Genomic DNA, 26,441 nt, shown 5'->3' with positions numbered 1-26,441 from the left:
AGGTCTATCGCCAAGCGGTAAGGCAACGGGTTTTGATCCCGTCATTCCCTGGTTCGAATCCAGGTAGACCTGCCATCATTTAACTTAACGGTTATCTCACGATAATTCGGTAAGTATGCGGAAGTGGCGAAATTGGTAGACGCACCAGATTTAGGTTCTGGCGCCGCAAGGTGTGAGAGTTCAAGTCTCTCCTTCCGCACCATTATTTAAATTGACCATCGTAGATGTTCAGTTTGATGTTAGAGAAAACGCTGAGTGATCAGCTACAATATATGCGGAAGTGGCGAAATTGGTAGACGCACCAGATTTAGGTTCTGGCGCCGCAAGGTGTGAGAGTTCAAGTCTCTCCTTCCGCACCATTCTCTCTAACATGCTCAGAAGAGCACACTGCAGGGCTATCGCCAAGCGGTAAGGCAACGGGTTTTGATCCCGTCATTCCCTGGTTCGAATCCAGGTAGCCCTGCCATATTTTGCTTAACGTCATTAATGATTCATTGCTAAAATGAAATTAGACGGTAAGTACGCGGAAGTGGCGAAATTGGTAGACGCACCAGATTTAGGTTCTGGCGCCGCAAGGTGTGAGAGTTCAAGTCTCTCCTTCCGCACCATATTTAGAAACCCACCTTTTGGTGGGTTTTCTTATGTCTGGCACTTGGATAACGATATACATCAGCATCCAAAAAGTTAGACAACAGATTTTACAACCAACTCAATGATCGTATCTCTCTGGTTGTTAAGCCGAATGTTTATCAATAAACATTCGGCTTTTTTCTTTCTGCAGACTGTTAATTAGCAAGAAAAAGCCCGCTACATCCCCATCGCATACTTCAATACTTTCTGCTTGATAGGCCCGGCTTGCTCGGCCAACTTCAATCCAGCATTACGCAAAAACTTCACCGGCAGCAAATCATTACTGAACGTGGTATAGAAAAAGTCCATCCCGCTTTGCATCAATAAGTTATCAGGACGGCGGCGGCGCTCATAAGCTTTGAGTACTCGTTGCTGCGGCCAATCCTGCCCTGCTTTCTCAATTTCATGCAGCAACACATCGACATCCTTGAAGCCAAGGTTGACTCCCTGTCCTGCCAATGGGTTAATCGTATGTGCGGCATCCCCAAGCAGCACGACACCCGGCTTATAATAAGTCTGGGCATGACGGCGAGTGAGTGGGAAACGGCCATGATTAAGCACCTTGAACTCGCCAAGCTCCGCCGGGAAATGGGCTTTGATCTGTCCTTCCAATTGCTCAGGGCTCAGCGCAGAGAGTTGCTGAATACGAGATGGGCTGTCATACCACACCAGCGAGGCCTGATGGCCCGGCAATGGCAGGAATGAGCGCGGCCCGTGAGGCGTGAACATCTGCCAGGTAATATCTTGCTGTGGCAAGGCAGTTTCGACATTGATCAGCATACAGTGCTGGCGGTAATCCCATGCGGTGATGCCAATCCCAGCCTGTTGGCGGACTTTAGAATTTGCACCATCGGCACCGACTAGCAAAGTCGCTTGAATTTGGCTGCCATCTTCCAGCACAATCGTCTGGCCATTATCACTATCTGTCGCCGAAACCATGCGAGACGGGCATTTCACCGTCAGGTTCGGGTAAAGCTCGAACTGCTGCCACAGTGCCAGTTGGATCACTCGGTTTTCAACAATATAGCCAAGGCGATCCAGGTGCATCTGTTCGGCATTGAAGCGGGTACGGCACTCAGGGTGCTCCCAAGTTTCAAGCCGCTTATACGGGCATAGGCGCATGGCTGTGACCGCCTCCCATGCCCCTAGCCGCTCTAGCAATGAAACAGAATGTGGGGAAATGGCCGATACCCTTAAATCCATCGGCTGCGAGGCGTCAAATGGGGCTGGCTGTACCCCTTCCAATACTGCAACAGATAACCCTTGTTGGGCCAAACCTATTGCTGTTGCCGCCCCAACCATACCGCCGCCGGCCACAACCACATCAAACTGTTCCATTCCGGTTTCCATTTGTTATGCTCAAGATAAAAGTTCAGCGCACACTGGCGCTCTTGCCTTTATTCTAACTAAATTTCACAAGCGCATCAGTGATTAATAACCGCGAACCTACACAGGGATAAGGTGGATGATCGGATTTATCAAACGTTGGCTGCTCAGGCTACTCTTGCTAGCCCTTGTGTTACCCTTCCTGTTGGTATTGGCAGGCAAATACATCGACCCGCCCGTCTGGGGTTGGCAACTCCATCGCAATATATTTCCACCGCAAGGCTACCCGCCGCGCGCTGCCCATCTCTGGGTACCTATTGAGGCAATATCACCCAACGTACAACTGGCAGTGATTGCTTCTGAAGATCAGCACTTTCCTAATCATCATGGTGTTGATATCAACGCCATTTTGACAATTATCAAGCAAACCGGTAGTGGTGGCCCCAGCCGTGGTGGCAGCACCATCACCCAGCAGACTGCCAAAAACCTGTTTCTCTTTCCCTCCCGGACATTCCTGCGCAAAGGGGTTGAGCTCTATTTCTCACTGTGGATGGAATTACTGTGGGAAAAAACACGGATCCTCGAAGTCTATCTGAACATCGTCGAGTTCGGCCCAGGGTTATTTGGCGTTGAAGCCGCAAGCCAGACCTTTTTCGGGATCCCAGCAAGCCGATTGAATGCCCAGCAAGCGGCGCAGCTCGCGGCGGTATTACCAAACCCGTACCGGATGCAACCTGCGCCAATGACGCCGTATATTCAGCAGCGCAGCCGCTGGATACGCCAGCAGATGCGCCAGCTCGGCCCGCAAACCCTCAATAAACTCAAACCAGTAGCGGCACAATAAAAAACCACAAAATATTCGGGGTGGTGATGATCTAGTCAGGCAGGCTTTAAAGCAGTACAATACGCGGCTTGCTACCGCAGGCGGCCTTGTTTTCGGCTGCCAAAGCGGAAACATGCAATGTGAAATGCAATGAATAAACACTACGAGTGAAGAGTTAGACATGGCTAAGAAACTGCTTATCAAAACCTGGGGTTGCCAGATGAACGAATACGATTCATCAAAAATGGCCGATCTTCTTAATGCAGCCAATGGCTTCGAGTTAACGGAAGAACCAGAAGAAGCAGACGTTCTGCTGCTTAACACCTGCTCCATCCGTGAAAAGGCCCAGGAAAAAGTGTTCCACCAGCTTGGTCGCTGGAAAACCCTAAAAGACAAAAAACCTGACCTAGTGATCGGTGTGGGTGGCTGTGTAGCAACCCAGGAAGGCGACTCAATCCGCCAGCGTGCACCGTATGTCGATGTTATCTTCGGCCCACAGACACTGCACCGCCTGCCTGAGATGATCAAGCAATCGCAAAGCGATCATGCACCTGTCATGGATATCTCTTTCCCTGAGATCGAGAAATTCGACCGCCTGCCTGAACCACGTGCCGAAGGCCCGACAGCTTTCGTTTCTATCATGGAAGGCTGCTCTAAGTACTGTACTTACTGTGTGGTTCCTTACACCCGTGGTGAAGAAGTTAGCCGCCCATTGGATGACGTTCTGTTCGAAATCGCCCAACTGGCAGAGCAAGGCGTACGTGAAGTTAACCTACTTGGCCAGAATGTGAATGCCTACCGTGGTGACACCCATGATGGTGAAATTGCGACTTTCGCAGAACTTCTACGCCTCGTTGCGGCAATCGACGGCATCGACCGTATCCGCTACACCACTAGCCACCCAATCGAGTTCACCGATGACATCATCGAAGTGTACGAAGACACCCCTGAAGTGGTGAGCTTCCTGCACCTACCGGTTCAAAGTGGTTCAGACCGCATCCTGGCCAACATGAAGCGCCCGCATACGGCAATCGAGTACAAGTCGAAGATCCGCAAACTGCGTAAGGCGCGTCCGGATATCACTATCAGCTCAGACTTCATTGTCGGTTTCCCGGGCGAGTCTGATCAGGACTTCCAGGATACGATGAAACTGATCCGCGATGTCGACTTCGATATCAGCTTCAGCTTTATCTTCTCAGCGCGCCCTGGTACGCCGGCAGCCGATTACCCATGTGATCTGCCTGAGCAAGTGAAGAAAGAACGCTTGTACGAACTGCAACAACAGATCAATACTCAAGCTATGCGCTTCTCTCGCCAGATGCTAGGTACCGAGCAGCGTATCCTGGTTGAAGGCCCATCGAAGAAGAACGTAATGGAATTGCGTGGCCGTACTGAAAATAACCGTGTCGTGAACTTCGAAGGTTCACCTGAGCTTATCGGCCAATTCGTTGACGTGAAAATCACTGACGTCTTCACCAACTCGCTACGTGGTGATCTGGTGCGCACTGAAGCGGAAATGGACCTACGCGTGGCCATGTCTCCTGCCGAAGTGATGGAGAAAACACGCAAAGAAGATGAATTGGGTGTTGGCGTATATACTCCATAGTAAGACGCCCGTCTGAACAAAGTAGGACGCGCCCTGAACCCGAGGCCACCCAGACGGGTGGCCCTATTGAGAGGCAAATCTTGAGCAAAGTTATAACTATTGAATTCAATCTGGAACCTGCCGATAACCATCGCCTTTCCAGCCTTTGTGGCCCTTTCGACGATAACATCAAACAACTTGAACGCCGTTTGGGTGTAGAAATCAACCACCGCAGCAGCAGTTTCAGCGTAGTCGGCCAACCCCACACCGCCGAAGCCGCCGCCCATATCATCAAAACCCTGTATGTCGATACCGCCCCGGTTCGCAACACCATTCCTGATATCGAGCCTGATCAGGTCCACCTGGCTATCAAAGAGTCCGGTGTGCTTGAGCAATCGACCGAGTCGAGCATTCCTTACGGCAAGGAAGTGGTGATCAAAACCAAGAAAGGGGTGATCAAGCCGCGTACGCCAAACCAGGCCCAGTACATTGCCAACATGGTTCGCCATGACATTACCTTCGGTATTGGCCCTGCTGGTACAGGTAAAACCTACCTCGCGGTTGCTGCCGCTGTTGATGCCCTTGAGCGTCAGGAAATCCGCCGTATCCTGCTGACCCGTCCTGCGGTTGAGGCGGGTGAAAAGCTGGGTTTCCTTCCGGGCGATCTAAGCCAGAAAGTCGACCCTTACCTGCGTCCGCTGTACGATGCCCTGTTTGAAATGCTGGGCTTCGAGCGTGTCGAGAAGCTGATTGAGCGTAACGTGATTGAAGTTGCACCACTTGCCTATATGCGTGGCCGTACCCTCAATGACGCCTTTATCATTCTCGATGAGAGCCAGAACACCACGGTCGAGCAGATGAAAATGTTCCTGACCCGTATTGGTTTCAACTCCCGAGCGGTAATTACCGGTGACGTCACCCAGATCGACCTGCCACGCGGTGCTCGTTCAGGCCTACGCCATGCTATTGAAGTACTCTCTGATGTCGATGAAATCAGCTTCAACTTCTTCCAGGCTGACGATGTTGTCCGCCATCCAGTCGTAGCGCGTATTGTCCAGGCGTACGAAGTGTGGGAGAGCGAAGATCAGAAGCAGCGCAAACTGGCAGAGCAGCGCCGTCGAGATGAGCAAGCGGCAAAGCAAGCGCCGGTATCAGTGCCTGCAGCGACACCAGAAACAGAAACGGAAACGGAAAAAACAAACTAATGGCGATTTATCTTGATCTCCAGGTTGCGACCGACAACACCGACGGTATGCCGAGCGAAGCCCAATTCCAGCAATGGCTGGATGCGGCAGTCACGCCTTTCCAGGCCGATGCCGAAGTTACCATTAGGCTGGTCGATGAGAAAGAAAGCCATGGCCTGAACCACGAGTACCGTGGTAAAGACAAGCCAACCAATGTGCTATCTTTCCCGTTTGAGGCACCACCGGGGGTTGAACTGGAACTACTGGGTGATTTGATCATTTGCCGACAGGTTGTCGAAAAAGAAGCCAAGGAACAGGATAAACCTCTACATGCCCATTGGGCACACATGGTTGTACATGGCAGTCTGCATCTGCTAGGTTATGACCATATTGAGGACGACGAAGCTGAAGAGATGGAAGGCTTGGAAACGGAAATCATGCAACAGATGGGCTTTGCCGATCCGTATGCCGAAGAAAAGCATTAACCTTTTCATGATATTGTTGTCAAACTGATACGGTACAATCTAAGTACCGTATTATTTCCCGTGGCACAGCCACTTAACTGAGAGAAGTAATTCTTACAAACAATGAACGAAGATAACTCACAAAATTCTGAAGGTCCGAGTAGAAAGTCCTTCTTTGAACGTATTGGCCAGCTGTTTCAGGGCGAGCCACAGAACCGCGAAGAACTAGTAGAAGTTTTCCGTGATTCAGAAGAAAACGATTTGATCGACCACGACACCCGCGACATGCTCGAAGGGGTCATGGAAATCTCCGAGATGCGTGTCCGTGACATCATGATCCCGCGCTCTCAGATGGTCACAATCGAGCGTTCTCAGAAGCTAGAGGATCTGATTGATTTAATTGTTGATGCCCAGCATTCACGCTACCCGGTCATCAGTGACGACAAAGACCACGTCGAAGGTATCCTTCTGGCCAAAGATCTTTTGCGTTACCTGCAGCCGAACAGCGAACCGTTCGACATGGAAAAAGTACTGCGACCAGCGGTTGTTGTACCTGAAAGCAAGCGTGTTGACCGCCTGCTCAAGGAGTTCCGTGAAGAGCGCTACCACATGGCCATTGTGGTGGATGAGTTTGGTGGGGTATCCGGTGTTATCACCATTGAAGATATCTTGGAGCAAATCGTTGGCGAAATCGAAGATGAATTCGACGACGAGGAAGAACAGGATATCCGTCAGTTAAGCAAGCATACTTTTGCGGTAAAGGCACTGACAACCATTGAAGAGTTCAATGAAATGTTCCATACCCAGTTCAGCGATGAGGAAGTCGATACTGTCGGCGGCCTGGTCATGACGAGTTTCGGCCACCTGCCGACCCGTGGTGAAATCGTTGAATTGGCGGGCTACTCATTCAAGGTAACGTCAGCCGACAACCGCCGGGTTATTCAGTTGCAAGTGACCGTGCCTCACGAAGCACCACAACCGACGACAACATCATAACGAATGACGACAAATACCCTTAAGAAGTTGGGACAGCCATTGCTGGCTGTCCCAGCAGGTGCCTTAGCCACCCTATCTTTCGCCCCGTACCACCATTGGTACCTTGCTCCCCTTTCCCTGTTTATTTTCCTCTACCTACTTCAGAACCAATCGGTCAAGCGTTCCGGCTTGATAGGTTTTCTCTGGGGATTAGGCTTATTCGGTACCGGGATCAGCTGGGTACACGTCAGCATCGCCAATTTCGGTGGAATGCCATGGATTGCCGGTTGGGGCTTGATGGCCCTACTCATCGGCTACCTCGCACTCTACCCTGCCGTGTTCGGCGCCCTATTTAACAAATTCAACCGTGGCCGCCCATTTCACCAGCTGATGCTGAGCGGCCCGGTGATCTGGTTGATCCTCGACTGGATCCGAGGCTGGCTGATGACTGGCTTCCCGTGGTTGTGGCTTGGCTACAGCCAAATCGACAGCCCATATGCCGGCTTTGCACCGATATTGGGTGTCGAGGGTATCACCCTCGCCATCGTGATTAGCTGTGGTGCCCTCGTCGCCGCTACCTACTACCGCAACTGGCGTCCACTGTTAGTCCCAATGTTTGTCCTGGCCCTAGGCCTGTTTGCCGGCCAAAAGCAATGGGTCAAGCCTGATGCAGACAACACCGTAGATGTCGCGATGATCCAGGGCAACGTGCCGCAAGAGATCAAATGGCTACCAAGCCAGCGCTGGCCAACCCTGATGAAGTACACCGACCTGACCCGGGAAAACTGGGGGGCTGATATCATCATCTGGCCGGAAGCGGCAATCCCTGCGCTAGAAACCCAGGTTACCACCTTCCTGCAGAACCTAGATGCCGCCGCGCGCAACAACAACAGTACGGTGATCACCGGCGTGCTGGATCAGAATGAGGATGGCGAGTTCTACAACAACATCCTGACCCTTGGCGTCAATGCGGTTGGCCCGTACCAATACGATCAGGCTGAGCGCTACAGCAAACACCATTTGCTGCCATTTGGGGAGTTCGTCCCGTTTGGCGATATCCTGCGCCCGCTGGCACCGTTCTTCAACCTGCCGATGTCGTCGTTTAGCCGCGGTGATTATATCCAGCCGAACCTCGAGGCCAACGGTTACTCACTGGCACCAGCACTGTGCTACGAAGTTGCTTTTAGCGAGCAAGTACGTCGTAACGTCAATGTTGATACCGAGTTCCTGCTGACCCTGTCTAATGACACCTGGTTTGGCAAATCTATCGGCCCATTCCAGCATATGGAAATTGCCCAGATGCGCTCATTGGAAGTGGGTAAGCCATTGCTCCGCGCAACCAACAGTGGGCTGACCGGCATTGTCGATCACAAAGGCAAAATCATTGAGCAGATCCCGCAGTTCGAAACCGGCGTGTTGAGGGCTAAAGTCGTACCGACAATCGGCATGACACCGTACACTACCCTTGGCAGTTGGCCGCTATATATCTACATGCTGTGGTCTGTTGCCTTGTCTTGGATCCTTATCCGCCGCCAGGCAGGCCGCTTCCGTGACGAGCAACCACAGATCAACTACCACGACTAACCCTCACAGCAACCAACACTGAATATACGCTGACAATGCTCGCAAAAGGCGAAGGTAATCCCTTCGCCTTTTCATTCACCTTGTTAATATATTGGCCATATAACCAAGCACTGTGATTTCGAATGTGCCACTGCACTTTCTGCAACTTGGAATAAAAACAGCACAATGTCTACTTGGGGAATGCCAATGAAATCGATCAATAAAATATTTGCAATGCTATGCAGTGTCGCCATGCTCTGTGTCGCCACAGGCTCAGTCGCCAAAGAAGATCTTGAAACCCAAGCGGCCCTGACTCAATTCCAGGCCTCCTCGCAAACCCAGCCTTTTTTTCATACTGCCTATGGCTATGCGGTCTTCCCGTCAGTCGGTAAAGGGGGTTTCTGGGTCGGTGGTGCCTACGGCAGCGGTACCGTTTTCAAAAACGGCCAGATCACAGGCCATGCCAAGCTATACCAAGTCTCTTTCGGCCTACAGTTTGGTGGCCAGTCCTACAGCGAGATTGTCTTCTTCCAAGACAAACGCGCTTACGACCGCTTTATGAGTGGTAACTTCGAACTTGATGCCTCAGCCTCTGCCGTTGCCTTGACCGAGGGTGCCCAGGCCAACGCGGGGACTTCAGGCTTCCGTGCCAGCGCGGGCGATAACTATGCCGATGCAGACTACACCAATGGTGTAGCTGTCTTCACCGTTGCCAAAGGCGGGATGATGGTTGAAGCTGCAATCGCCGGCCAGAAATTCAGTGTCGAGCCAGTTAACAACCCATCTGCAGCTCAACCTGCACAGTTGCCAGAGCCCGTACAACTACCAGAGACCCAGCCAACGACAGTCGTCGTTGAAACGGTGGAGCCACTAAACTAAATCAGTGCGTATCCATGCAACATTCGATACAAAAACGGGCCTATTGGCCCGTTTTTCAATTTATCACTTTAATGAAAAAAGCTAAGGGGAGAGTGGTTTGCGGGTAAACCGGGTATGCCCACAGTTTAGGCATGCTGATATTTCTTTGACGTGAGTAATCACTTCGTCATGACCGCATTTTTCGCACACCAAATGGCCAAGGCCGACTATCTCGCCAGCTTCATAGACACCCTGGTGCTTGAGATCCCCCATCACTTCATGCCATTCGATCTGGGTTTTGTCCGTTGCTTCGGCTAACCCCTCCCAAATCGTTTCTTTTACCACCCGGTAGAACGGGCTGTCGCCAAACGGGGCTGGGCTTTCATCGGCATTCTGGCCGAATTCCTGCACATCCCGCTTGAGGTAAGCAGAAATCAATGCCAGTTCATCCTTGGTCATGTCACTGGCTGCCTGCCGGTACTTTTCCGTCACCTCTGCCCAGTGTTTTAGCTCATCAGGGCTGTGTTTGAGGGTTTCCGTCACTTGCTCTAGTAGCGCCTCATAATCCGTTTTCTTTGTTGCCATAGGTCACCTCCTATCCGCTAATTCACCGGCATCCGCCTGCCTTCTGCGTAATTGGCACCATTATCGGCCAACAATTCGTCCCCGAAGTGGTTTCAGCTATTGTTGACACCTTTACCTTTAGTTATTCTATGTCGATTATATTGAATGTGTTTGTACTCAACTCACAAAATCCCGGATGTCATCGATGCAAGAACAATATCGTCCACAGGACATTGAACAGAAAGTTCAAGAACATTGGGACAACAAAAAGACCTTTGTTGTAAGTGAAGACCCTAATAAAGAAAAATTCTACTGTCTCTCCATGTTCCCGTACCCAAGTGGTCGACTGCACATGGGTCACGTGCGTAACTACACCATCGGTGATGTGATCTCTCGTTACCAGCGCCTACAGGGCAAAAATGTTATGCAGCCAATCGGCTGGGATGCATTCGGCCTGCCTGCTGAAAACGCCGCAGTTAAGAACAAGACGGCACCTGCGCCTTGGACTTACGAAAACATCGAATACATGAAGAACCAGCTAAAACTGCTGGGCTTCGGCTACGACTGGAACCGTGAATTCGCGACCTGTACCCCTGAATACTACCGCTGGGAACAAGAGTTCTTCACTAAGCTGTACGAAAAAGGCTTGGTTTACAAGAAGACCTCTTCAGTAAACTGGTGCCCGAACGACCAGACTGTACTGGCTAACGAGCAGGTAGAAGACGGTTGTTGCTGGCGTTGTGACACGCCGGTAGAGCAAAAAGAAATTCCTCAGTGGTTCATCAAGATCACTGAATACGCCCAAGAGTTATTGGACGACCTAGACAGCCTTGAAGGCTGGCCTGACATGGTTAAGACCATGCAGCGCAACTGGATCGGCCGCTCTGAAGGTGTAGAACTTAAGTTCGAAGTGAAAGGCCACGACGATCTGGAAGTGTACACAACCCGTCCAGACACCCTAATGGGCGTGACTTACGTCGGTATCGCTGCAGGCCACCCTCTAGCGACAGCGGCAGCTGAGAACAACCCTGAGCTTGCTGCGTTCATCGAAGAATGCCGAAACACCAAGGTAGCCGAAGCTGAACTGGCGACCATGGAGAAGAAAGGCATGGCAACTGGCCTGACGGCGATTCACCCGCTAAACGGCCGTGAAGTACCAGTATTCGTTGCTAACTTCGTCCTAATGGATTACGGCACAGGCGCGGTAATGGCAGTACCTGCCCACGACCAGCGTGACTACGAGTTCGCCACTAAGTACGGCCTGGACATCATCCCTGTGATCAAGCCAGAAGACGGTAGCGAGCTAGACATCACTGAAGCGGCATACACCGAAAAAGGCGTATTGTTCGATTCAGGTGAGTTCGACGGCCTGGACTTCCAAGCGGCATTCGATGCCATCGCAGCCAAACTGGAAGCAGAAGGCAAAGGCCTGAAAACCGTTAACTTCCGTCTACGCGACTGGGGTGTATCCCGTCAGCGTTACTGGGGCGCTCCAATCCCAATGGTTACCACTGAAGACGGCGAAGTTCACCCGGTGCCTGCTGATCAGCTACCTGTGATCCTGCCTGAAGATGTGGTGATGGACGGCGTAACTAGCCCGATCAAAGCCGACAAAGAGTGGGCGAAGACTACGTTCAACGGCCAGCCAGCACTGCTTGAGACGGATACCTTCGATACCTTCATGGAATCGTCTTGGTACTACGCACGCTACTGTTCGCCACAGGCTGACGAGATGCTAGATTCTGATGCCGCGAACTACTGGCTGCCAGTTGACCAGTACATCGGTGGTATCGAGCACGCATGTATGCACCTGCTGTACTCTCGCTTCTTCCACAAACTACTGCGCGACTGCGGTATGGTAACCAGCGACGAGCCGTTCAAGCAGCTACTTTGTCAGGGTATGGTACTGGCTGATGCTTACTACTACACCAACGACAAAGGCGCGAAAATCTGGGTTGCCCCAACCGACGTAACGGTTGAGCGTGACGACAAAGGCCGTATCACCAAGGCTGTTGATAACGAAGGCAACGAAGTGGTTCACTCGGGCATGACCAAGATGTCCAAGTCGAAGAACAACGGTATCGACCCGCAAGAAATGGTTGATAAGTACGGTGCCGACACCGTTCGTTTGTTCATGATGTTCGCTTCTCCTGCTGACATGACACTGGAATGGCAAGAATCTGGTGTTGAAGGTGCTAACCGCTTCCTAAAACGTGTTTGGAAACTGGTTCACGACCACACAGCCAAAGGTGAAACTGAAGCGCTAGATGTAACTGCTCTAACTTCAGATCAGAAAGCCCTACGCCGCGATGTTCACAAAACTATCGCTAAAGTGGGCGATGACATCGGCCGCCGCCAGACATTCAACACGGCTATCGCAGCTATCATGGAGCTGATGAACAAGCTGACCAAAGCCTCGCAAGAAAGTGCACAAGACCGTGCCCTACTTGACGAAGCACTGAAAGCTATCGTTCGTATGCTATACCCAATGACTCCGCATATCTGTTTCGAGATGTGGGAAGCGCTGGGCCAGAGCGACGTTGACCATGCTGATTGGCCTGTGGCTGACGACAAAGCTTTGGTTGAAGACGAGAAACTGATTGTTGTTCAGGTAAACGGCAAGCTGCGTGCTAAGCTGACAGTAGCCGCTGATGCAACAAAAGAACAAGTCGAAGCCTTGGCAATGGCCGATGAAGGCGTGACCAAATTCACTAGCGAAAAAACAATTCGCAAAGTGATTTACGTACCGGGCAAACTGCTGAATATCGTTGCTAACTAATTTCGCATCGAACTAAAGCAGTTTCCCAGTGCCTAACCTGTGGCTCCTGTATGGAGCCACAGTTTAATCCGGCTCACCCACCCTTTTTTAGCACCATCCGCGTCAGCCGGTCAGTTTTCACTTTTTTTCATGGAGCAGACTCGGTGAGAGCTTTCATTTCTGCAAAAAGCATTATCCGAACCTTCTTTGTTGTCCTTATGGCGTTGGCAACTGCATCTTGCGGTTTTCACCTCCGTGGTAACTACATGCTACCCGACGACATTGCCAAACTTTCCCTGACCAGCTTTGACCAATACGGCCAGCTGCACCGCCAGGTAAAGTCCCAATTCCAGCTACATGGTATCGAGCCTGTTGCGCCTTCGGCCCAGGTGCCTAACCTGCACCTGATCAGCGAGTCGACCGGTGAACGTACTCTGTCGCTTTACCAGAACGCCCGTGCTGCCGAATACGAGCTTACCTACACCGTACAGTACCGTATCGTGGTACCAGGCAAAGGTAGCCAAAGCTATACTACCCGAGTCAACCGTACCTTCCTTGATAACCCGCTGACTGCACTAGCCAAATCTGTCGAGCGAGACATGATCGAGCAGGAAATGCGTGAGCAGGCCGCCAAGCAGATCATGCGCCAGCTTGCCCGTCTGACAGCCGTTTTCAATAAGATGGAAGAAGAAGAGCTCGAAGCCCTGCTAGAACAAAGCGCCAGCAGCGAGAGTGATGAGCAAGTCAGCACCGAACTTGGCCTAGATGTGAAGGCAGAAAGCGTATCAGCCTCTGACAACAGTAACCAGTCAGCGATGCAGGTTGAGTCTGCACAATGAGGATCTACCCGGAACAATTGACGCAGCAGCTATCAAAAGGGCTGCGTCAAGCTTACCTGCTAAGTGGCAATGAGCCTCTGCTCAAACTGGAATCTGCCGATAACATCAAACAAGCGGCCCAGCAAGCCGGCTTCGATGAACGCCACAGCTTTACTGTGGATGCCCAGCTCGATTGGAATACGGTACTTGATTGTTGTCAGGCCATGAGCCTGTTTTCATCCCGCCAGATCATTGAGCTTGAGCTGCCTGAAAATGGCCTCAATGCCCAGCAAGCCAAATCCCTGCAGGAAGTGATAGACAGCATTCACGAGGACATCTTGCTGCTGGTACAAGGCCCGCGCCTCAACAAGAAGCAGGAGAGTACCAAGTGGTTCAAGGCTCTTGATGCCAAGGGGTTTTATATCCCTTGTAATACACCAGAAGCCAGACACTTGCCGCGCTTTATCCAAGGCCGTTGCCAACAGCTTGGCCTCAAGCCGGACCATGAATCGGTACAGTTGTTGGCACAGTGGCACGAGGGTAACCTACTTGCGCTGGCCCAGAGCCTACAGAAACTGGTACTGCTCTACCCCGACGGCGACCTGACCATTGTGCGCCTAGAGGAGGCATTAAGCCGCCACAACCACTACACGCCATTCCAGTTGCTTGATGCCGTGCTAGCAGGCCAGGCCAAGCGCAGCCAACGGGTTTTACGCCAACTACAAGGCGAAGGGGTTGAAGCAGTGATCCTGCTACGCACGTTACAGCGTGAACTGACCCAGTTGTATAAAATGCAAGAGATGGGTAGCAAAGGCACTTCGCTCAATAACATCTTCGAGAATTTCAGGATCTGGCAAAGCCGCCGGGAGGTCTACATCGGTGCCCTTCACCGGCTACCTCTACCGGTTATCATCAAATTGCTGCACCAGTTGGCCGAATTGGAGCTAAGGGTCAAAACCGACTTCGACTACCAGCCATGGGATGCCCTTTCGGCACTGTGTGCTGAAATGTGCGGTGTGCATACTGCTATCCCGGGCAAGCTTTAACCACCAAGAACAACTAAGGCGCAGGCTATGTAAAGTTACTGCTAACTTGTATTGAACAAGCTTGAGCATGGTATACTGCGCCGCTACATTGGGACCCAGTCCTATCTGGGTCTACAGTAAAGACACCAAACACACAAAAGAGGACCCCCTTTTGCAGGTTCAAGAACTACACGATTTTATTGTTGATAAAGTAGATGACATCAAAGCACAGGACATTGTTACATTGGATGTTCGCGGTAAATCAAGCATCACTGATTTCATGGTACTGTGCACTGGTACCTCAAACCGTCATGTCGCCTCGATTGCCGATCACGTTAACAAGGAATCGAAACTGATTGACTACCCGCCATTTGGGATCAGCGGCGAAGAAGACGGTGAGTGGGTTATCGTTGATATGGGTAGCGTTATGCTGCACATCATGCAGGAAGACGCACGTAACCTGTACCAACTGGAGAAGCTTTGGGGCTAACCGACAATGAAGCTTCAACTGATTGCTGTTGGCACCAAGATGCCGAAATGGGTCGAGGAAGGCTATAAAGAATACAGCCGCCGCTTCCCGAAAGACATGCCGCTTGAACTGGTCGAAATCACGGCTGGCAAGCGCGGTAAGAATGCCGACATCGCCCGTATCCTGCAAAAGGAAGGCGAAGCGATGCTGGCTGCAGTGCCAAAAGGCAACCGTATTGTCACCTTGGATATCCCTGGCAAGCGCTGGGATACCGAGCAGTTGGCCGGCCAACTGGAAAGCTGGAAGCTGGACGGGCGTGATGTCTCTATCCTGATCGGTGGGCCGGAAGGCTTGGCGCCAGCCTGTAAGGCAGCAGCTGATCAAAGCTGGTCGCTATCACCACTGACGCTACCCCACCCGCTGGTACGTATCGTCATGGCCGAGAGCCTGTACCGTGCGTGGAGCATCACGGCTAACCATCCGTACCATAGGGAATAATGGGCAATGAGACAAAAGCGAACGCAGATCCGCGACCATCGGGCTGAGTCGGCGCTATTTTTCCGCCGGGCTCTTGTCTCATTTATCGGCATCGTCGTGCTGGTAGGGGTCTTGCTCACTAACCTGTATCATATCCAGATCCAGGAGCATGAAGACTACCAGACACGTTCGAACGATAACCGGATCAAAATTGTCCCTGTTGCGCCCAACCGTGGCCTGATCTATGACCGTAACGGTATCCTCCTCGCCGAGAACCGCCCGGTATATTCACTTGAGATCACCTCGGAAAAAGTGCCAGACAGGCAAGATACCTTCGACCGCCTCAAAGAATTGATGGGCGTTACCGATGAGCAAATCGAGCGCTTCGAGCGTGAGCGCCGCCGTACCCGTCGTTTCAAGTCAGTTCCGATCCTCAACCAGATGACTGAAGATCAGGTTGCACTGTTTTCGGTCAATCAGCACCGCTTCCCAGGTGTCGAAGTCAAAGCCTACCTCAAGCGTCACTACCCTTACGGTGAAGCCCTGACCCATGTCTTGGGTTATGTAGCAAAAATCAACGACCGTGACCTCCAACGCCTTGAGCGTGAAGACAAAATCAACAACTACAAGGCAACCCGCGATATCGGCAAACTGGGTATCGAACGTTATTACGAAGATATGCTGCACGGTACCTCCGGCTACCAGGAAGTCGAGGTCAACAGCCGTGGGCGGATCATCCGTACCCTGAAATATGTTCCGCCGATCCCTGGTAGTGACATCAAACTGAATATCGACATTGAGCTGCAGCTTTATGTCAAAGAACTACTGACTGAGCGTAAACTCGACCCAGACACCGGTGAGGAGCTAATCAAATACAGACGAGGCTCTGTGGTGGTGATGGATCCTCGTGATTCGTCAGTGCTGGCCATGGTATCGAGCCCGAGCTACGATCCGAACCTGTTCGTCCATGGCATTTCCGGCCCTAAATATCGTGAATTGCTGAACGACAAAAACCGCCCGCTGGTTAACCGAGTAACACTGGGGATCTACCCGCCGGCCTCTACAGTCAAACCGATGATTGCGGTCGCCGCGCTGAGCGAAGGTGTGATCACAACCCGTACTACCCGAAATGATCCGGGTTACTGGCGTATTCCAAACTCCAACAGCCGCCCGTTCCGTGACTGGTTACGCTGGGGCCACGGTAAGGTCAACATTTACAAAGCGATTGAAGAGTCGGTAGATACCTTCTTCTACCAAATTGCTTACGATATGGGTATCGACCGCCTGTCTGACTGGATGAGCCGCTTTGGCTTCGGTGAATACACCGGAATCGACATCCATGAAGAGAGTAAAGCCAATATGCCAACCCGCGAGTGGAAGCAAGCCCGCTTCCGCCAGCCTTGGTATCAGGGTGATACAATTCCTGTCGGTATCGGACAGGGTTACTGGACAGCGACGCCATTACAAATTGCCAAAGCCACCACGGTACTGGTCAACCAGGGCCGGGTTCAGGCCCCGCACCTGCTCAAAGACATAATTGATGACGATGTCGAAAAGCCTGCGGTCTATGACGACTTCCCACCTATCGACAATGTTGATGCTAAATTTTGGGATGTCGCCAAACAAGGGATGTACCAAGTGCTTTACGGCCCGCGTGGTACTGCCCGCCGTCCGTTCTATGGTACCGAGTACAAAGCCGGTGGTAAGTCAGGTTCAGCACAGGTCTTTGGCCTAGCTGAAGATCAGGAATACAACGCCGAGGAGCTGGAAGAGCACTTGCGCGACCATGCCCTGTTCACCGCCTTCGCTCCATATGATAAGCCAGAAGTTGTGGTATCCATGGTGTTGGAAAATGCCGGTGGCGGCTCTTCCAACGGTGGTCCAGTAGCTCGTCGTATTTTCGACCACATGCTACTTAAACCGGAAACCCCAGACCCACTGGTAGAAATCGTCGATAAGAAATTAGCCGAGGTAGCGCAATGAGTATCATGGCCGCGACAGGCAACAAACGGACCTTAAGTGACCGCTTACACCTGGATTTCCCGCTGTTGATGGGAATCCTCACCCTGATGGGCTTCGCCTTGATGGTGATGTACAGTGCCAGCGGTCAGGAACTCGCCATGATGGAACGGCAGGCCATTCGCATGGTGCTGTCATTGGGGATCATGTTTATTCTGGCCCAGATCTCTCCGCGCCATTATGAAACCTGGGCGCCCTACCTGTTCGGGGTCGGGTTGCTTTTACTACTTGGCGTCCTATTTTTCGGTGAGGCATCTAAAGGGGCCCAGCGCTGGCTCAATTTAGGTTTCGTCCGTTTTCAGCCTTCAGAGCTGATCAAACTGGCGGTACCACTGATGGTGGCACGCTTTATCGGCAATAACCCGCTGCCACCGAGCCTGAAGAACATCGTCATCGCCCTAGTGATGATTTTCGTCCCGACTATCTTGATTGCCAAGCAGCCAGACTTGGGGACATCCATCCTGATCGCTGCATCAGGGGTATTCGTGTTGTTCCTCTCAGGCATGAGTTGGAAAATCATTGGCGCAGCGGGAGTGCTGGTCGGGGCATTCATCCCCGTACTGTGGATATTCCTGATGCGGGATTACCAGCGGACCCGGGTACTGACCCTGTTTAACCCTGAATCCGATCCGCTCGGCGCTGGTTACCATATTATCCAGTCAAAAATTGCCATCGGCTCCGGTGGCCTGTCCGGCAAAGGCTGGCTACAAGGTACCCAGTCCCAACTTGAGTTCTTGCCCGAGCGCCACACCGACTTCATCTTTGCGGTAATTGCCGAGGAATGGGGCCTGATCGGTGTGCTGTGCCTGCTGGCTATCTACTTGTTCATCATCGGACGGGGCTTGCTGCTAGCCAGCCGTGCCCAGACAGCCTTTGGCCGGATGATGTCTGGTAGTATCGTTCTGAGCTTTTTTGTTTATATTTTCGTAAATATCGGGATGGTCAGCGGGTTGCTGCCTGTTGTGGGGGTACCACTCCCCCTAGTCAGTTATGGTGGCACCTCGATGGTGACCCTGATGGCTGGCTTCGGGATCCTGATGTCTATCCATACCCATAGAAAAATGTTGTCCAAGGCGACCTAAATGCGCATATCACCCTTACTCCTTGTTCTTATCCTTGCCGGATGTAGCTCGACGCCGAGCAACGAGCGCTACGATCTGGCCGACGATGTCGCACCAGAATCGTCTCCGACATTGGATCATATCGAAGATGCCCAGCCTCGCTATGAGCCAAAGAGCCTGGCCGGTAACAAGGACTACACCCTACGCGGCGAGCACTACCAGATTGTGCAGGGTGATCAGCCGTTCGTTGAAGAAGGCTATGCCTCATGGTACGGCCAGAAATTCCACGGCCATAAAACGTCCAACGGTGAGATCTACGACATGTACTCCATGACAGCGGCCCATAAAACGCTGCCGTTGCCAAGTTATGTCAAGGTCACCAACACCAACAATGGCAAAAGCGCCATTGTCCGGGTTAACGACCGCGGCCCCTTCCATGACGGCCGGATCATCGACCTGAGTATGGCTGCGGCGGCAAGGCTAGATGTCATCAAGCACGGTACGGCACCGGTTAAAATCGAGCTGATCCAAGTCGCCAAACCGGATAACCCGAACGAGTGGCAAAGTGCCAACCCTAACTTTTATTTTGTCCAGTTGGCTGCCGTAACTAATGCCGACAAAGCCGATCAAATAGCCAAGCAGCTGGAACAGGAGTTCGACACGTCGGTTGATCTCAAGAAAGCCGATTCTGCAGAAATCTATCGCCTACGCCTCGGGCCATACATCGACCGGGATGAAGCCATTATCCAGCGTGATAAAGCCAAAGCCGGACAGTACCCACAGGCTTTCATCATCACATCCAAACGCGAGTTGGAACCAAAGTCCTAATTGGCTGTCATAAAAAAATACCAGAGCAAACACCTGCTCTGGTATTTTTTTGACTCAAACTTATGTCAAGATTCGCCTGCCGCACAACATATCCGAGCCCAAAGCTGGTCTCATATTGACAATCTGATATAGTGTGTGAAGTTTTTTACATTCGACAAATTAAGTTACAACCAACATGAAAAAATCTGCTGCACTTTTTCGCTCTGTTGCTATTTCGGCAACCTTGCTGGCTTCAGCAACAGCAGCGGCTGCCCCAGCTGTAGTACCTGAAGCTCCTCAGATTGCTGCCAAGGGCTATGTCCTAATGGACTACCATTCAGGCAAGATCCTGGCTGGCAACAAAGAATACGATCAAATCCCGCCTGCCAGCTTGACCAAAATGATGACAAGCTACGTTATCGGCCAAGAAGTTAACCGTGGCAATATCTCCATGGATGACACTGTGGTGATCAGCAAGAATGCCTGGGCCAAGAACTTCCCGGGTTCTTCAAAGATGTTCATCGAAGTCGGTAGCGAAGTAAAAGTTTCAGATCTTAACCGTGGCATCATCATCCAATCAGGCAACGATGCCTGTGTTGCCATGGCTGAGCATGTTGCGGGTTCTGAAGACTCTTTCGTCGATCTAATGAATGCTTGGGCTAAGACCTTGGGTATGGACTCTACCCACTTTGCCAATGTCCATGGCCTAGATAACCCTGACCTATACACAACGCCGTATGATATGGCGCTACTTGCCCAGGGCCTTATCCGTGACGTGCCAGACGAGTTCGCGATCTACAAAGAGAAGTCTTTCACCTACAACGGTATCACCCAGTACAACCGTAACAGCCTACTGTGGGATAAAAGCCTCAACGTTGACGGCCTGAAAACCGGCCATACCAACAATGCCGGCTACAGCTTGGTTAGCACCGCAACCGAAGGCCAGATGCGCCTAATCGCGGTGGTAATGGGCACCAGTAACCCGAACGCCCGTAAAGCAGAGAGCAAGAAACTGCTGAACTACGGCTTCCGTTTCTTTGAAACGGTTTCTCCTCACAAAGCCAACGAAACCTTTGTGACCGAGAAAGTCTGGATGGGTGACAAAGACGAGGTCTCCCTTGGCGTAAGCGAAGATACTTTCGTGACGCTTCCTCGCGGTCAGACTAAAGATTTGACAGCAAGCTTTGTGCTAGAAAAAGAGCTTAAAGCGCCAATCAGCAAAGGTGATGTCGTCGGTAAGCTTTACTACCGTGTCGGTGATGAAGATATTGCCGAGTACCCGCTGCTAGCCTTGGATGACATCAAAGAAGGTAGCATGTTCAGCCGCCTGATTGATTACATCATGCTGCTATTCAAGGGCTGGTTGAGCTAATTCAGCGATAGCGGATATAACATCCCGATAAATAAAGAAAAGAGGCAACCTTGGGTTGCCTCTTTCTTTTTCGTCCATTTGAGAGCCCACCTGATGACTTGTGAAAAAGCCCTATACCCATTAATATGCTCGGCTAACATCGCAAAATGAATGCAAATACTCGGAGTTCAGCATGCAGCAGCAAGAGCAGCCAAAACTTAAAGATCTTCTAGAGTTCCCATGTAAGTTCACTTACAAGGTGATGGGTTACAACAAACCTGAACTCCCAGATCTGGTTGTTGAGGTGATCCAGCGTCACGCACCGGGCGACTACACCCCGGACGTTAAGCCAAGTGGCAAAGGGACCTACAGTGCCGTGTCTGTTTCTATCACAGCAACTTCTATTGAACAGGTAGAAACCCTGTACAAAGAACTGGGTGAAATCGACATTGTCCGTGTCGTGTTGTAAGCACTACCCTAATCCCCTATAAAATTGGCGGCTGTAAATTCAGCCGCCAAGTTTTATAATACCAATCGGTATTGAACACCCATGCGGGGTGTCAGTTTTTCAGGCTTCGCCAAATGACTAAATGGGTGTGACATTGCAAAATAAGATTATAATTCGCAACCTCGGCCGCCAAGATTACCAACCAATCTGGCAGGCTATGCATAAGTTCACCGACGAACGTAGCCCGGAAACCACGGACGAAGTCTGGCTGGTTGAACACAATCCTGTGTTTACCCAAGGTCAGGCAGGCAAAGCCGAGCACCTGCTCAACACCGGGGATATCCCCGTGGTGCAAAGCGATCGTGGTGGTCAGGTTACCTATCACGGGCCAGGCCAACTCGTTGCCTATGTCCTTGTCGACCTGCGTCGAAAGAAAATGGGTGTGCGCGACCTGGTCACGCATATTGAAAATACAATTATCAAGACCCTTTCCCATTTCGGGATTGAGTCCAATGCCCGCCCTGATGCGCCGGGTGTCTATGTCTCCGGTCAGAAGATATGTTCACTTGGACTACGGATCAGACGCGGCTGCTCTTTTCACGGTCTGGCACTCAATATCAATATGGATTTGGCACCTTTCCTTCGCATCAACCCATGCGGTTATGCAGGGATGGAAATGACGCAAACAGCGTTATTGAATGGGCCATCTGAACTAGCGGAAATTCAGCCTGTACTTGTAGAAGAGCTGGTCAACCTGCTCGATTACCAGAGCATTGAGTGGAAAACGGAAAGCAATTCATGAGTAAACCAATCAAAATTGAACAAGGTGTCAAATACCGTGATGCCGACAAGATGGCCCTGATCCCAACCCGTAATGTCGAGGTTGAGGAAGCGCCGAAAGAAGTACTGCGCAAGCCAGAGTGGATGAAGATCAAACTTCCTTCAGACAGCAAGCGTATCCAGGACATTAAGTCTGCGATGCGCAAGAACAAGCTGCACTCAGTATGTGAGGAAGCTTCTTGTCCGAACTTGGCAGAGTGTTTCAACCACGGCACGGCAACCTTTATGATCCTCGGTGCGATCTGTACCCGTCGCTGCCCATTCTGTGACGTTGCACACGGCCGCCCACTGCCGCCTAATGCCGAAGAGCCGCAGCATCTAGCCAAAACGATCGCAGACATGAAGCTTCGCTATGTTGTAGTGACTTCTGTAGACCGTGATGACCTGCGTGATGGCGGTGCCCAGCATTTCGCTGATTGTACCCGTGAAATTCGTGCGCTTAGCCCAGAGATCAAAATTGAGACTCTGGTACCTGATTTCCGTGGTCGTATGGACCGCGCGCTGAACATCTTGCGTGACAATCCGCCAGATGTATTCAACCACAACCTTGAAACCGCTCCTCGCCTATACCGTAAGGCTCGTCCTGGTGCGAATTACCAGTGGTCACTAGACCTGCTGAAAAAGTTCAAGGAAATGCACCCTGAAGTACCGACCAAGTCAGGTCTGATGATGGGTTTGGGTGAAACCAAAGAAGAGATCATCGAGGTACTGAAAGATCTTCGTGCCCACGGTGTAACCATGCTGACACTGGGTCAATACCTAGCACCTAGCCGCCACCACCTACCGGTTGAGCGCTACGTGCCGCCTGCTGAATTCGATGAGCTGAAAGAAATTGCCCTTGAGCTTGGCTTTACCCATGCCGCATGTGGCCCGTTCGTTCGCTCTTCTTACCATGCTGATATGCAGGCCAAAGGCGAAGAAGTGAAATAAGCATGAGATGACAGCCAAGTGCCTTCCCTACGGGGTACTTGGCTGCATTGGCTTATTACGCACATAAAAAAACGCAGCTGGACCAGCTGCGTTTTTTATTGCTATCTATTTTATGGCTTAGCCTTGGTTGGCTCGCTCGATAGCGGCTGCCATTACAGGTGCAAGGCTATTCAACGCTTGCTCGGTAACAGGTTTGCCGTCGGTATCAGTAATGTTGATAGACGTTCGGTTGCCCAAATCACCTAGCTGTAAATTATAAGCACGGTTTTCTAGTTCAATCGGCTGAGTGCCTAGATCTGCCCAGAACTCATCCTCTGGCGATTTGAACTGTACCTCGACCACACCCTGCGAGCGGTTACGGCCTTCAACCGTGAAGCCAAGTTGGCCCAATACCTCTGGTAGACGTTCCCAGAACACGTTGTACGGTGCACGGGCAATAATCACCGGCAGACCGCTACGGTCCTGTCCCATAGAGATAGGGATCTGCTTGATCAACTCCTGAGCTCGTAAACGGGCCTGCTCACGCTCCTGTTCATCGTAGCGAGATGTCACCAGATTGGTCATCAGGATACTGTAGCGCTCTTTGTTCTCAACGCTAACCGTTTGCTCAACACCACCTTCACGCCAGTCAACCAGCATGATCCGGTAGCTATAGCGACCACCATCGGCAGATTTTTCGATGCGATAACGGCTACCGATTTCGGTATCCTCATCTTCGTTGTTCCAGCTGATCCAGTCAGTCTCAAGCACATCGGCACTCTGGCTTCTCAGGGCGATGTTTTGCTCGGCAATCAATTTACGGGTCACCGACCATACATCGGTCAGATCTTCCTGCTTGACCATCACCAAGGTCACACCATCATTGTCACGCAGCGCTCGTGCACCCGGGATCAACGCCAGTACCTGTTGCGGCGGGCGGATATCAACCCCAGAGCCAATGGCACCCTGATACTCACCAGCCGGAATGTCGTAGTCACTGACCTGCCCTGACTGGGCATCGCTAGGCAATGTCCAGCTTTCCAACGGTTGGGTATTGAGGTAATTAAAATCCTGATTAGCCTGACGGCGACGTTCGGCGCCATCAGAGCAACCAGCCAGTGTTACTACTGCAACGGCAGCCGCCACCAGCTTATACTTATAATTCATTACGCTTCTGCGCTCCTACGCTCTAGCAAATTACAGCAGTACGTTCGCATCCTTGAGTGCTTCGGCTACTACTGGTTGGGCAGATTCGCTCAGCTCTGTCAATGGCAGGCGAAGCGTACCATACGAGACAAGACCAAGCTGATGAGCCGCCCATTTTACCGGGATAGGGTTGGATTCGACAAACAATTGCTTGTGAAGTGGCATCAATCGTTGGTTGATATCAATAGCAGCATCCATCTGGCCTGACAGCGCCAATTTGAACATCTGTGACATATCTGCTGCTGCTACGTTAGCTGTGACTGAAATCACACCATGGCCACCTTCAGCAACGAAATCCAACCCTGTGGCATCATCACCGCTTAGTTGGATAAAATCATCGCCACAAAGTTCCCGGGTTTTCTGGACACGGGACAAATCAGCTGTCGCATCTTTAATACCGACGATGTTATCAATCTTCGCCAATCGAGCCACGGTTTCTGGCAACAGGTCAACAGCAGTACGCCCAGGTACATTGTATAGGATCTGAGGCAGGTCGGTTGCTTCAGCAATCGCTTTGAAGTGCTGGTACAGGCCTTCTTGGGTTGGCTTGTTATAGTAAGGTGTGACGGTCAAACAACCCGCAACACCTGTGCCAGAAAAGAGTTTGCTAAAGGTGATGGCTTCATGCGTCGCATTGGCCCCGGTACCTGCAATGACCGGCACGCGGCCCTGTGCATATTCCAAGGTTTTCAATACCACCTTGACATGCTCGTCGACAGTCAGTGTGGCTGACTCGCCGGTTGTGCCGACTGCGACAATCGCATCGGTGCCTGCGGCAATGTGGTATTCTACAAGTGACGCCAAACTGGCGTAATCAACTTCACCGGCTTCGTCGAGCGGTGTAATTAGCGCTACCATGCTTCCTGAAAACATGTCCATCTCCCCTGAATAAATATATCCCTGGCCTCGTCATGAATTTATGCTGGATAAGCGAATAATCAAGCGGCCAAGACAAACCATACTACTTTTCAGTAACAGTAAACTCAAGACAGAAGTATGTAAATCAGTGATAGCTAACTCTTTGCCAACAGCTCACTTTTACATCTACTTTTTTGCTGCTAATAATGCGCGGCAAATCACCGTCTAATATGCAATCGTTCACTTTTTGCATCTGCAGGAGATATTCCTTTTCAGCTAACCGGTCTGTGCTAACATGCAGAAGGTATTCAAAATGTGATGTAAATATATGGAACATTATCTCGTCGTAACAGCGGTTGGCACCGACCGCCCGGGCATCTCGGATGAAGTCACCCGGCTCATCACCCTTTGCAACTGCAACATCGTTGACAGCCGACTGGCCCTCTTCGGCCAAGAATTTACCCTAATCATGCTGCTGTCAGGCTCTGCCAATGCCATTTCTCGAGTTGAGTCCACCTTACCGCTAAAGGCCAGTGAGCATGACTTGCTGACAGTGATGAAACGCACTACCAAACACGAATACCGTCATTTTGCCTACACCGCTGACTTCCAAATAGAGGCCAATGACAGCCCAGGCTTGATCGAACAGTTCACCCGCTTCTTTGCTTCTAGGGCAATCGACATCGCTTCACTCAGCGCCCATACCCAGGAGAGCAATCAGGATGGCTCTCCCAATAGATTTCAGCTGCAGATCGGGACAAACCTGCCTGAAGGCTGTAACCTAATGACCTTACAAGAAGAATTTGAAGCACTTTGCCAAGACTTGGTCGTCAGCGGCAACGTGACTTTCGTCGGCCATAATCAATAAGGAATCCACTATGAAGACTTTGACCGCCGGTACGCCTGCGCCAGCCTTCACTCTGCAAAACCAAAATGACGAGCCTGTCAGCCTGGCTGACTTTAAAGGTAAGAAAGTCCTCGCTTACTTCTACCCGAAAGCCATGACGCCGGGTTGTACGGTTCAGGCTTGCGGCCTACGTGATAGTAAAGCTGAGTTAGACGAATTCAATGTCGAAGTGCTGGGTATCAGTATCGATGCCGTCAAGCGCCTGCCGAAATTTATCGAACGCGATAACCTCAACTTCACCCTGCTGTCGGATGAAGATCACGCTGTGGCTGATCAGTTTGGTGTGTGGGGCGAGAAGAAGTTCATGGGCAAAGTCTATGATGGACTGCACCGCATCAGCTTCCTGATTGATGAAAACGGTGTGATTGAACATGTCTTCAACAAGTTCAAGACCAAAGATCACCATGAAGTTGTATTAGCTTACCTGAAAGAGAACAGCTAATCGTCCCTCTCTGGTATCTATGAAGAGCGCTACTTGCCCTATTGCAAGTGGCGCTTTTTTTATATTAGCCATTG

The 26,441-nt window shown here is 51.3% G+C and carries 25 protein-coding genes and 5 tRNA genes; 26 read left to right on the top strand and 4 right to left on the bottom strand.

Annotated elements, in window-relative coordinates; all coding sequences use genetic code 11:
- From C9J01_RS26150 to C9J01_RS26130, 5 genes are all read left to right on the top strand, one after another.
- A tRNA-Gln gene (locus C9J01_RS26150) sits at positions 1-75 on the top strand.
- Positions 76-117: 42 nt separating this feature from the next.
- Positions 118-202: transfer RNA gene (locus tag C9J01_RS26145), tRNA-Leu, on the top strand.
- Positions 203-274: 72 nt separating this feature from the next.
- A tRNA-Leu gene (locus C9J01_RS26140) sits at positions 275-359 on the top strand.
- Between the two features lie 32 nt (positions 360-391).
- Positions 392-466 (top strand) — tRNA-Gln (locus C9J01_RS26135).
- A 57-nt stretch (positions 467-523) separates the two neighbouring features.
- A tRNA-Leu gene (locus C9J01_RS26130) sits at positions 524-608 on the top strand.
- A gap of 199 nt (positions 609-807) precedes the next feature.
- Here the strand turns inward: C9J01_RS26130 and C9J01_RS26125 are convergent.
- The gene (locus tag C9J01_RS26125; RefSeq protein WP_107301020.1) at positions 808-1,968 is read right to left on the bottom strand and encodes a 2-octaprenyl-3-methyl-6-methoxy-1,4-benzoquinol hydroxylase; all 1,161 of its coding nucleotides are present in this window, start codon (positions 1,966-1,968) and stop codon (positions 808-810) included.
- A gap of 127 nt (positions 1,969-2,095) precedes the next feature.
- Between C9J01_RS26125 and mtgA the strand changes: the two genes are divergently transcribed.
- From mtgA to C9J01_RS26090, 7 genes are all read left to right on the top strand, one after another.
- Positions 2,096-2,800 carry a monofunctional biosynthetic peptidoglycan transglycosylase gene (gene mtgA / locus C9J01_RS26120; RefSeq protein ID WP_107301019.1) on the top strand — a complete coding sequence of 235 codons (705 nt, stop codon included), beginning with the start codon at positions 2,096-2,098 and terminating at the stop codon, positions 2,798-2,800.
- Between the two features lie 160 nt (positions 2,801-2,960).
- On the top strand, positions 2,961-4,385 hold the full coding sequence (gene miaB / locus C9J01_RS26115; RefSeq protein WP_107301018.1) for a tRNA (N6-isopentenyl adenosine(37)-C2)-methylthiotransferase MiaB: 1,425 nt from the start codon (positions 2,961-2,963) through the stop codon (positions 4,383-4,385).
- 77 nt (positions 4,386-4,462) lie between these two features.
- Positions 4,463-5,569 carry a PhoH family protein gene (locus tag C9J01_RS26110; RefSeq protein ID WP_107301017.1) on the top strand — a complete coding sequence of 369 codons (1,107 nt, stop codon included), beginning with the start codon at positions 4,463-4,465 and terminating at the stop codon, positions 5,567-5,569.
- Positions 5,569-6,033: an rRNA maturation RNase YbeY gene (ybeY, locus tag C9J01_RS26105; RefSeq protein WP_107301016.1), complete on the top strand. Its 465-nt coding sequence runs from the start codon at positions 5,569-5,571 to the stop codon at positions 6,031-6,033. The genes C9J01_RS26110 and ybeY overlap by 1 nt, the downstream gene beginning before the upstream one ends.
- 102 nt (positions 6,034-6,135) lie before the next feature.
- Complete coding sequence (corC, locus tag C9J01_RS26100; protein ID WP_107301015.1) at positions 6,136-7,008, top strand: CNNM family magnesium/cobalt transport protein CorC; 873 nt, start codon at positions 6,136-6,138, stop codon at positions 7,006-7,008.
- Between the two features lie 3 nt (positions 7,009-7,011).
- Complete coding sequence (gene lnt / locus C9J01_RS26095; protein ID WP_107301014.1) at positions 7,012-8,571, top strand: apolipoprotein N-acyltransferase; 1,560 nt, start codon at positions 7,012-7,014, stop codon at positions 8,569-8,571.
- A gap of 186 nt (positions 8,572-8,757) precedes the next feature.
- A complete protein-coding gene (locus tag C9J01_RS26090; RefSeq protein WP_107301013.1) occupies positions 8,758-9,429 on the top strand; it encodes a lipid-binding SYLF domain-containing protein in 672 nt (223 codons plus the stop codon).
- 81 nt (positions 9,430-9,510) lie between these two features.
- Here C9J01_RS26090 and C9J01_RS26085 read toward each other — a convergent pair whose 3' ends face one another.
- On the bottom strand, positions 9,511-9,993 hold the full coding sequence (locus C9J01_RS26085; RefSeq protein WP_107301012.1) for a zinc ribbon-containing protein: 483 nt from the start codon (positions 9,991-9,993) through the stop codon (positions 9,511-9,513).
- Positions 9,994-10,177: 184 nt separating this feature from the next.
- Between C9J01_RS26085 and leuS the strand changes: the two genes are divergently transcribed.
- The 12 genes from leuS to lipA all read left to right on the top strand — a co-directional run bounded on the left by leuS (position 10,178) and on the right by lipA (position 22,975).
- Positions 10,178-12,751 (top strand): leucine--tRNA ligase, encoded by a 2,574-nt coding sequence (gene leuS, locus C9J01_RS26080; RefSeq protein ID WP_107301011.1) that lies wholly within the window; start codon positions 10,178-10,180, stop codon positions 12,749-12,751.
- 143 nt (positions 12,752-12,894) lie between these two features.
- On the top strand, positions 12,895-13,569 hold the full coding sequence (locus tag C9J01_RS26075; protein ID WP_107301010.1) for an LPS-assembly lipoprotein LptE: 675 nt from the start codon (positions 12,895-12,897) through the stop codon (positions 13,567-13,569).
- Complete coding sequence (gene holA, locus C9J01_RS26070; RefSeq protein WP_107301009.1) at positions 13,566-14,594, top strand: DNA polymerase III subunit delta; 1,029 nt, start codon at positions 13,566-13,568, stop codon at positions 14,592-14,594. The genes C9J01_RS26075 and holA overlap by 4 nt, the downstream gene beginning before the upstream one ends.
- Before the next feature lie 151 nt (positions 14,595-14,745).
- Positions 14,746-15,063 (top strand): ribosome silencing factor, encoded by a 318-nt coding sequence (rsfS, locus tag C9J01_RS26065; protein WP_039461484.1) that lies wholly within the window; start codon positions 14,746-14,748, stop codon positions 15,061-15,063.
- Between the two features lie 6 nt (positions 15,064-15,069).
- The gene (gene rlmH, locus C9J01_RS26060; RefSeq protein WP_107301008.1) at positions 15,070-15,540 is read left to right on the top strand and encodes a 23S rRNA (pseudouridine(1915)-N(3))-methyltransferase RlmH; all 471 of its coding nucleotides are present in this window, start codon (positions 15,070-15,072) and stop codon (positions 15,538-15,540) included.
- 6 nt (positions 15,541-15,546) lie between these two features.
- Complete coding sequence (mrdA, locus tag C9J01_RS26055) at positions 15,547-17,502, top strand: penicillin-binding protein 2 (RefSeq protein WP_107301007.1); 1,956 nt, start codon at positions 15,547-15,549, stop codon at positions 17,500-17,502.
- The gene (gene mrdB / locus C9J01_RS26050; protein ID WP_107301006.1) at positions 17,499-18,620 is read left to right on the top strand and encodes a peptidoglycan glycosyltransferase MrdB; all 1,122 of its coding nucleotides are present in this window, start codon (positions 17,499-17,501) and stop codon (positions 18,618-18,620) included. The genes mrdA and mrdB overlap by 4 nt, the downstream gene beginning before the upstream one ends.
- Complete coding sequence (locus tag C9J01_RS26045) at positions 18,621-19,427, top strand: septal ring lytic transglycosylase RlpA family protein (RefSeq protein WP_107301005.1); 807 nt, start codon at positions 18,621-18,623, stop codon at positions 19,425-19,427. It abuts the gene before it with no gap.
- 175 nt (positions 19,428-19,602) lie between these two features.
- On the top strand, positions 19,603-20,778 hold the full coding sequence (locus C9J01_RS26040; protein WP_107301004.1) for a serine hydrolase: 1,176 nt from the start codon (positions 19,603-19,605) through the stop codon (positions 20,776-20,778).
- Between the two features lie 172 nt (positions 20,779-20,950).
- Positions 20,951-21,226: a DUF493 family protein YbeD gene (ybeD, locus tag C9J01_RS26035; RefSeq protein WP_036820956.1), complete on the top strand. Its 276-nt coding sequence runs from the start codon at positions 20,951-20,953 to the stop codon at positions 21,224-21,226.
- A 133-nt stretch (positions 21,227-21,359) separates the two neighbouring features.
- A complete protein-coding gene (lipB, locus tag C9J01_RS26030; RefSeq protein ID WP_107301022.1) occupies positions 21,360-22,007 on the top strand; it encodes a lipoyl(octanoyl) transferase LipB in 648 nt (215 codons plus the stop codon).
- Positions 22,004-22,975, top strand: a complete 972-nt coding sequence (lipA, locus tag C9J01_RS26025; protein WP_107301003.1) for a lipoyl synthase — start codon at positions 22,004-22,006, stop codon at positions 22,973-22,975. Before lipB ends, lipA begins: the two co-directional genes overlap by 4 nt.
- A gap of 117 nt (positions 22,976-23,092) precedes the next feature.
- Here the strand turns inward: lipA and bamC are convergent, their stop codons facing one another.
- Entirely contained in the window at positions 23,093-24,121 is a 1,029-nt protein-coding gene (gene bamC, locus C9J01_RS26020; RefSeq protein WP_107301002.1) for an outer membrane protein assembly factor BamC, read from the bottom strand.
- A gap of 30 nt (positions 24,122-24,151) precedes the next feature.
- The gene (gene dapA, locus C9J01_RS26015; RefSeq protein ID WP_107301001.1) at positions 24,152-25,033 is read right to left on the bottom strand and encodes a 4-hydroxy-tetrahydrodipicolinate synthase; all 882 of its coding nucleotides are present in this window, start codon (positions 25,031-25,033) and stop codon (positions 24,152-24,154) included.
- Positions 25,034-25,346: 313 nt separating this feature from the next.
- Here dapA and C9J01_RS26010 point away from each other — a divergent pair, with 313 nt between their 5' ends.
- Together C9J01_RS26010 and bcp are read left to right on the top strand one after the other, a co-directional pair.
- Complete coding sequence (locus C9J01_RS26010) at positions 25,347-25,886, top strand: glycine cleavage system transcriptional repressor (RefSeq protein ID WP_107301000.1); 540 nt, start codon at positions 25,347-25,349, stop codon at positions 25,884-25,886.
- Between the two features lie 10 nt (positions 25,887-25,896).
- The gene (gene bcp / locus C9J01_RS26005) at positions 25,897-26,367 is read left to right on the top strand and encodes a thioredoxin-dependent thiol peroxidase (protein ID WP_107300999.1); all 471 of its coding nucleotides are present in this window, start codon (positions 25,897-25,899) and stop codon (positions 26,365-26,367) included.
- Positions 26,368-26,441: the final 74 nt, after the last annotated feature.

This window comes from Photobacterium rosenbergii, assembly GCF_003026455.1.
In the GTDB taxonomy this organism is placed as follows: domain Bacteria; phylum Pseudomonadota; class Gammaproteobacteria; order Enterobacterales; family Vibrionaceae; genus Photobacterium; species Photobacterium rosenbergii.
The sequence above is the reverse complement of the archived record's forward strand: the minus strand, read 5'-3'. Positions and strand labels throughout refer to the sequence as shown.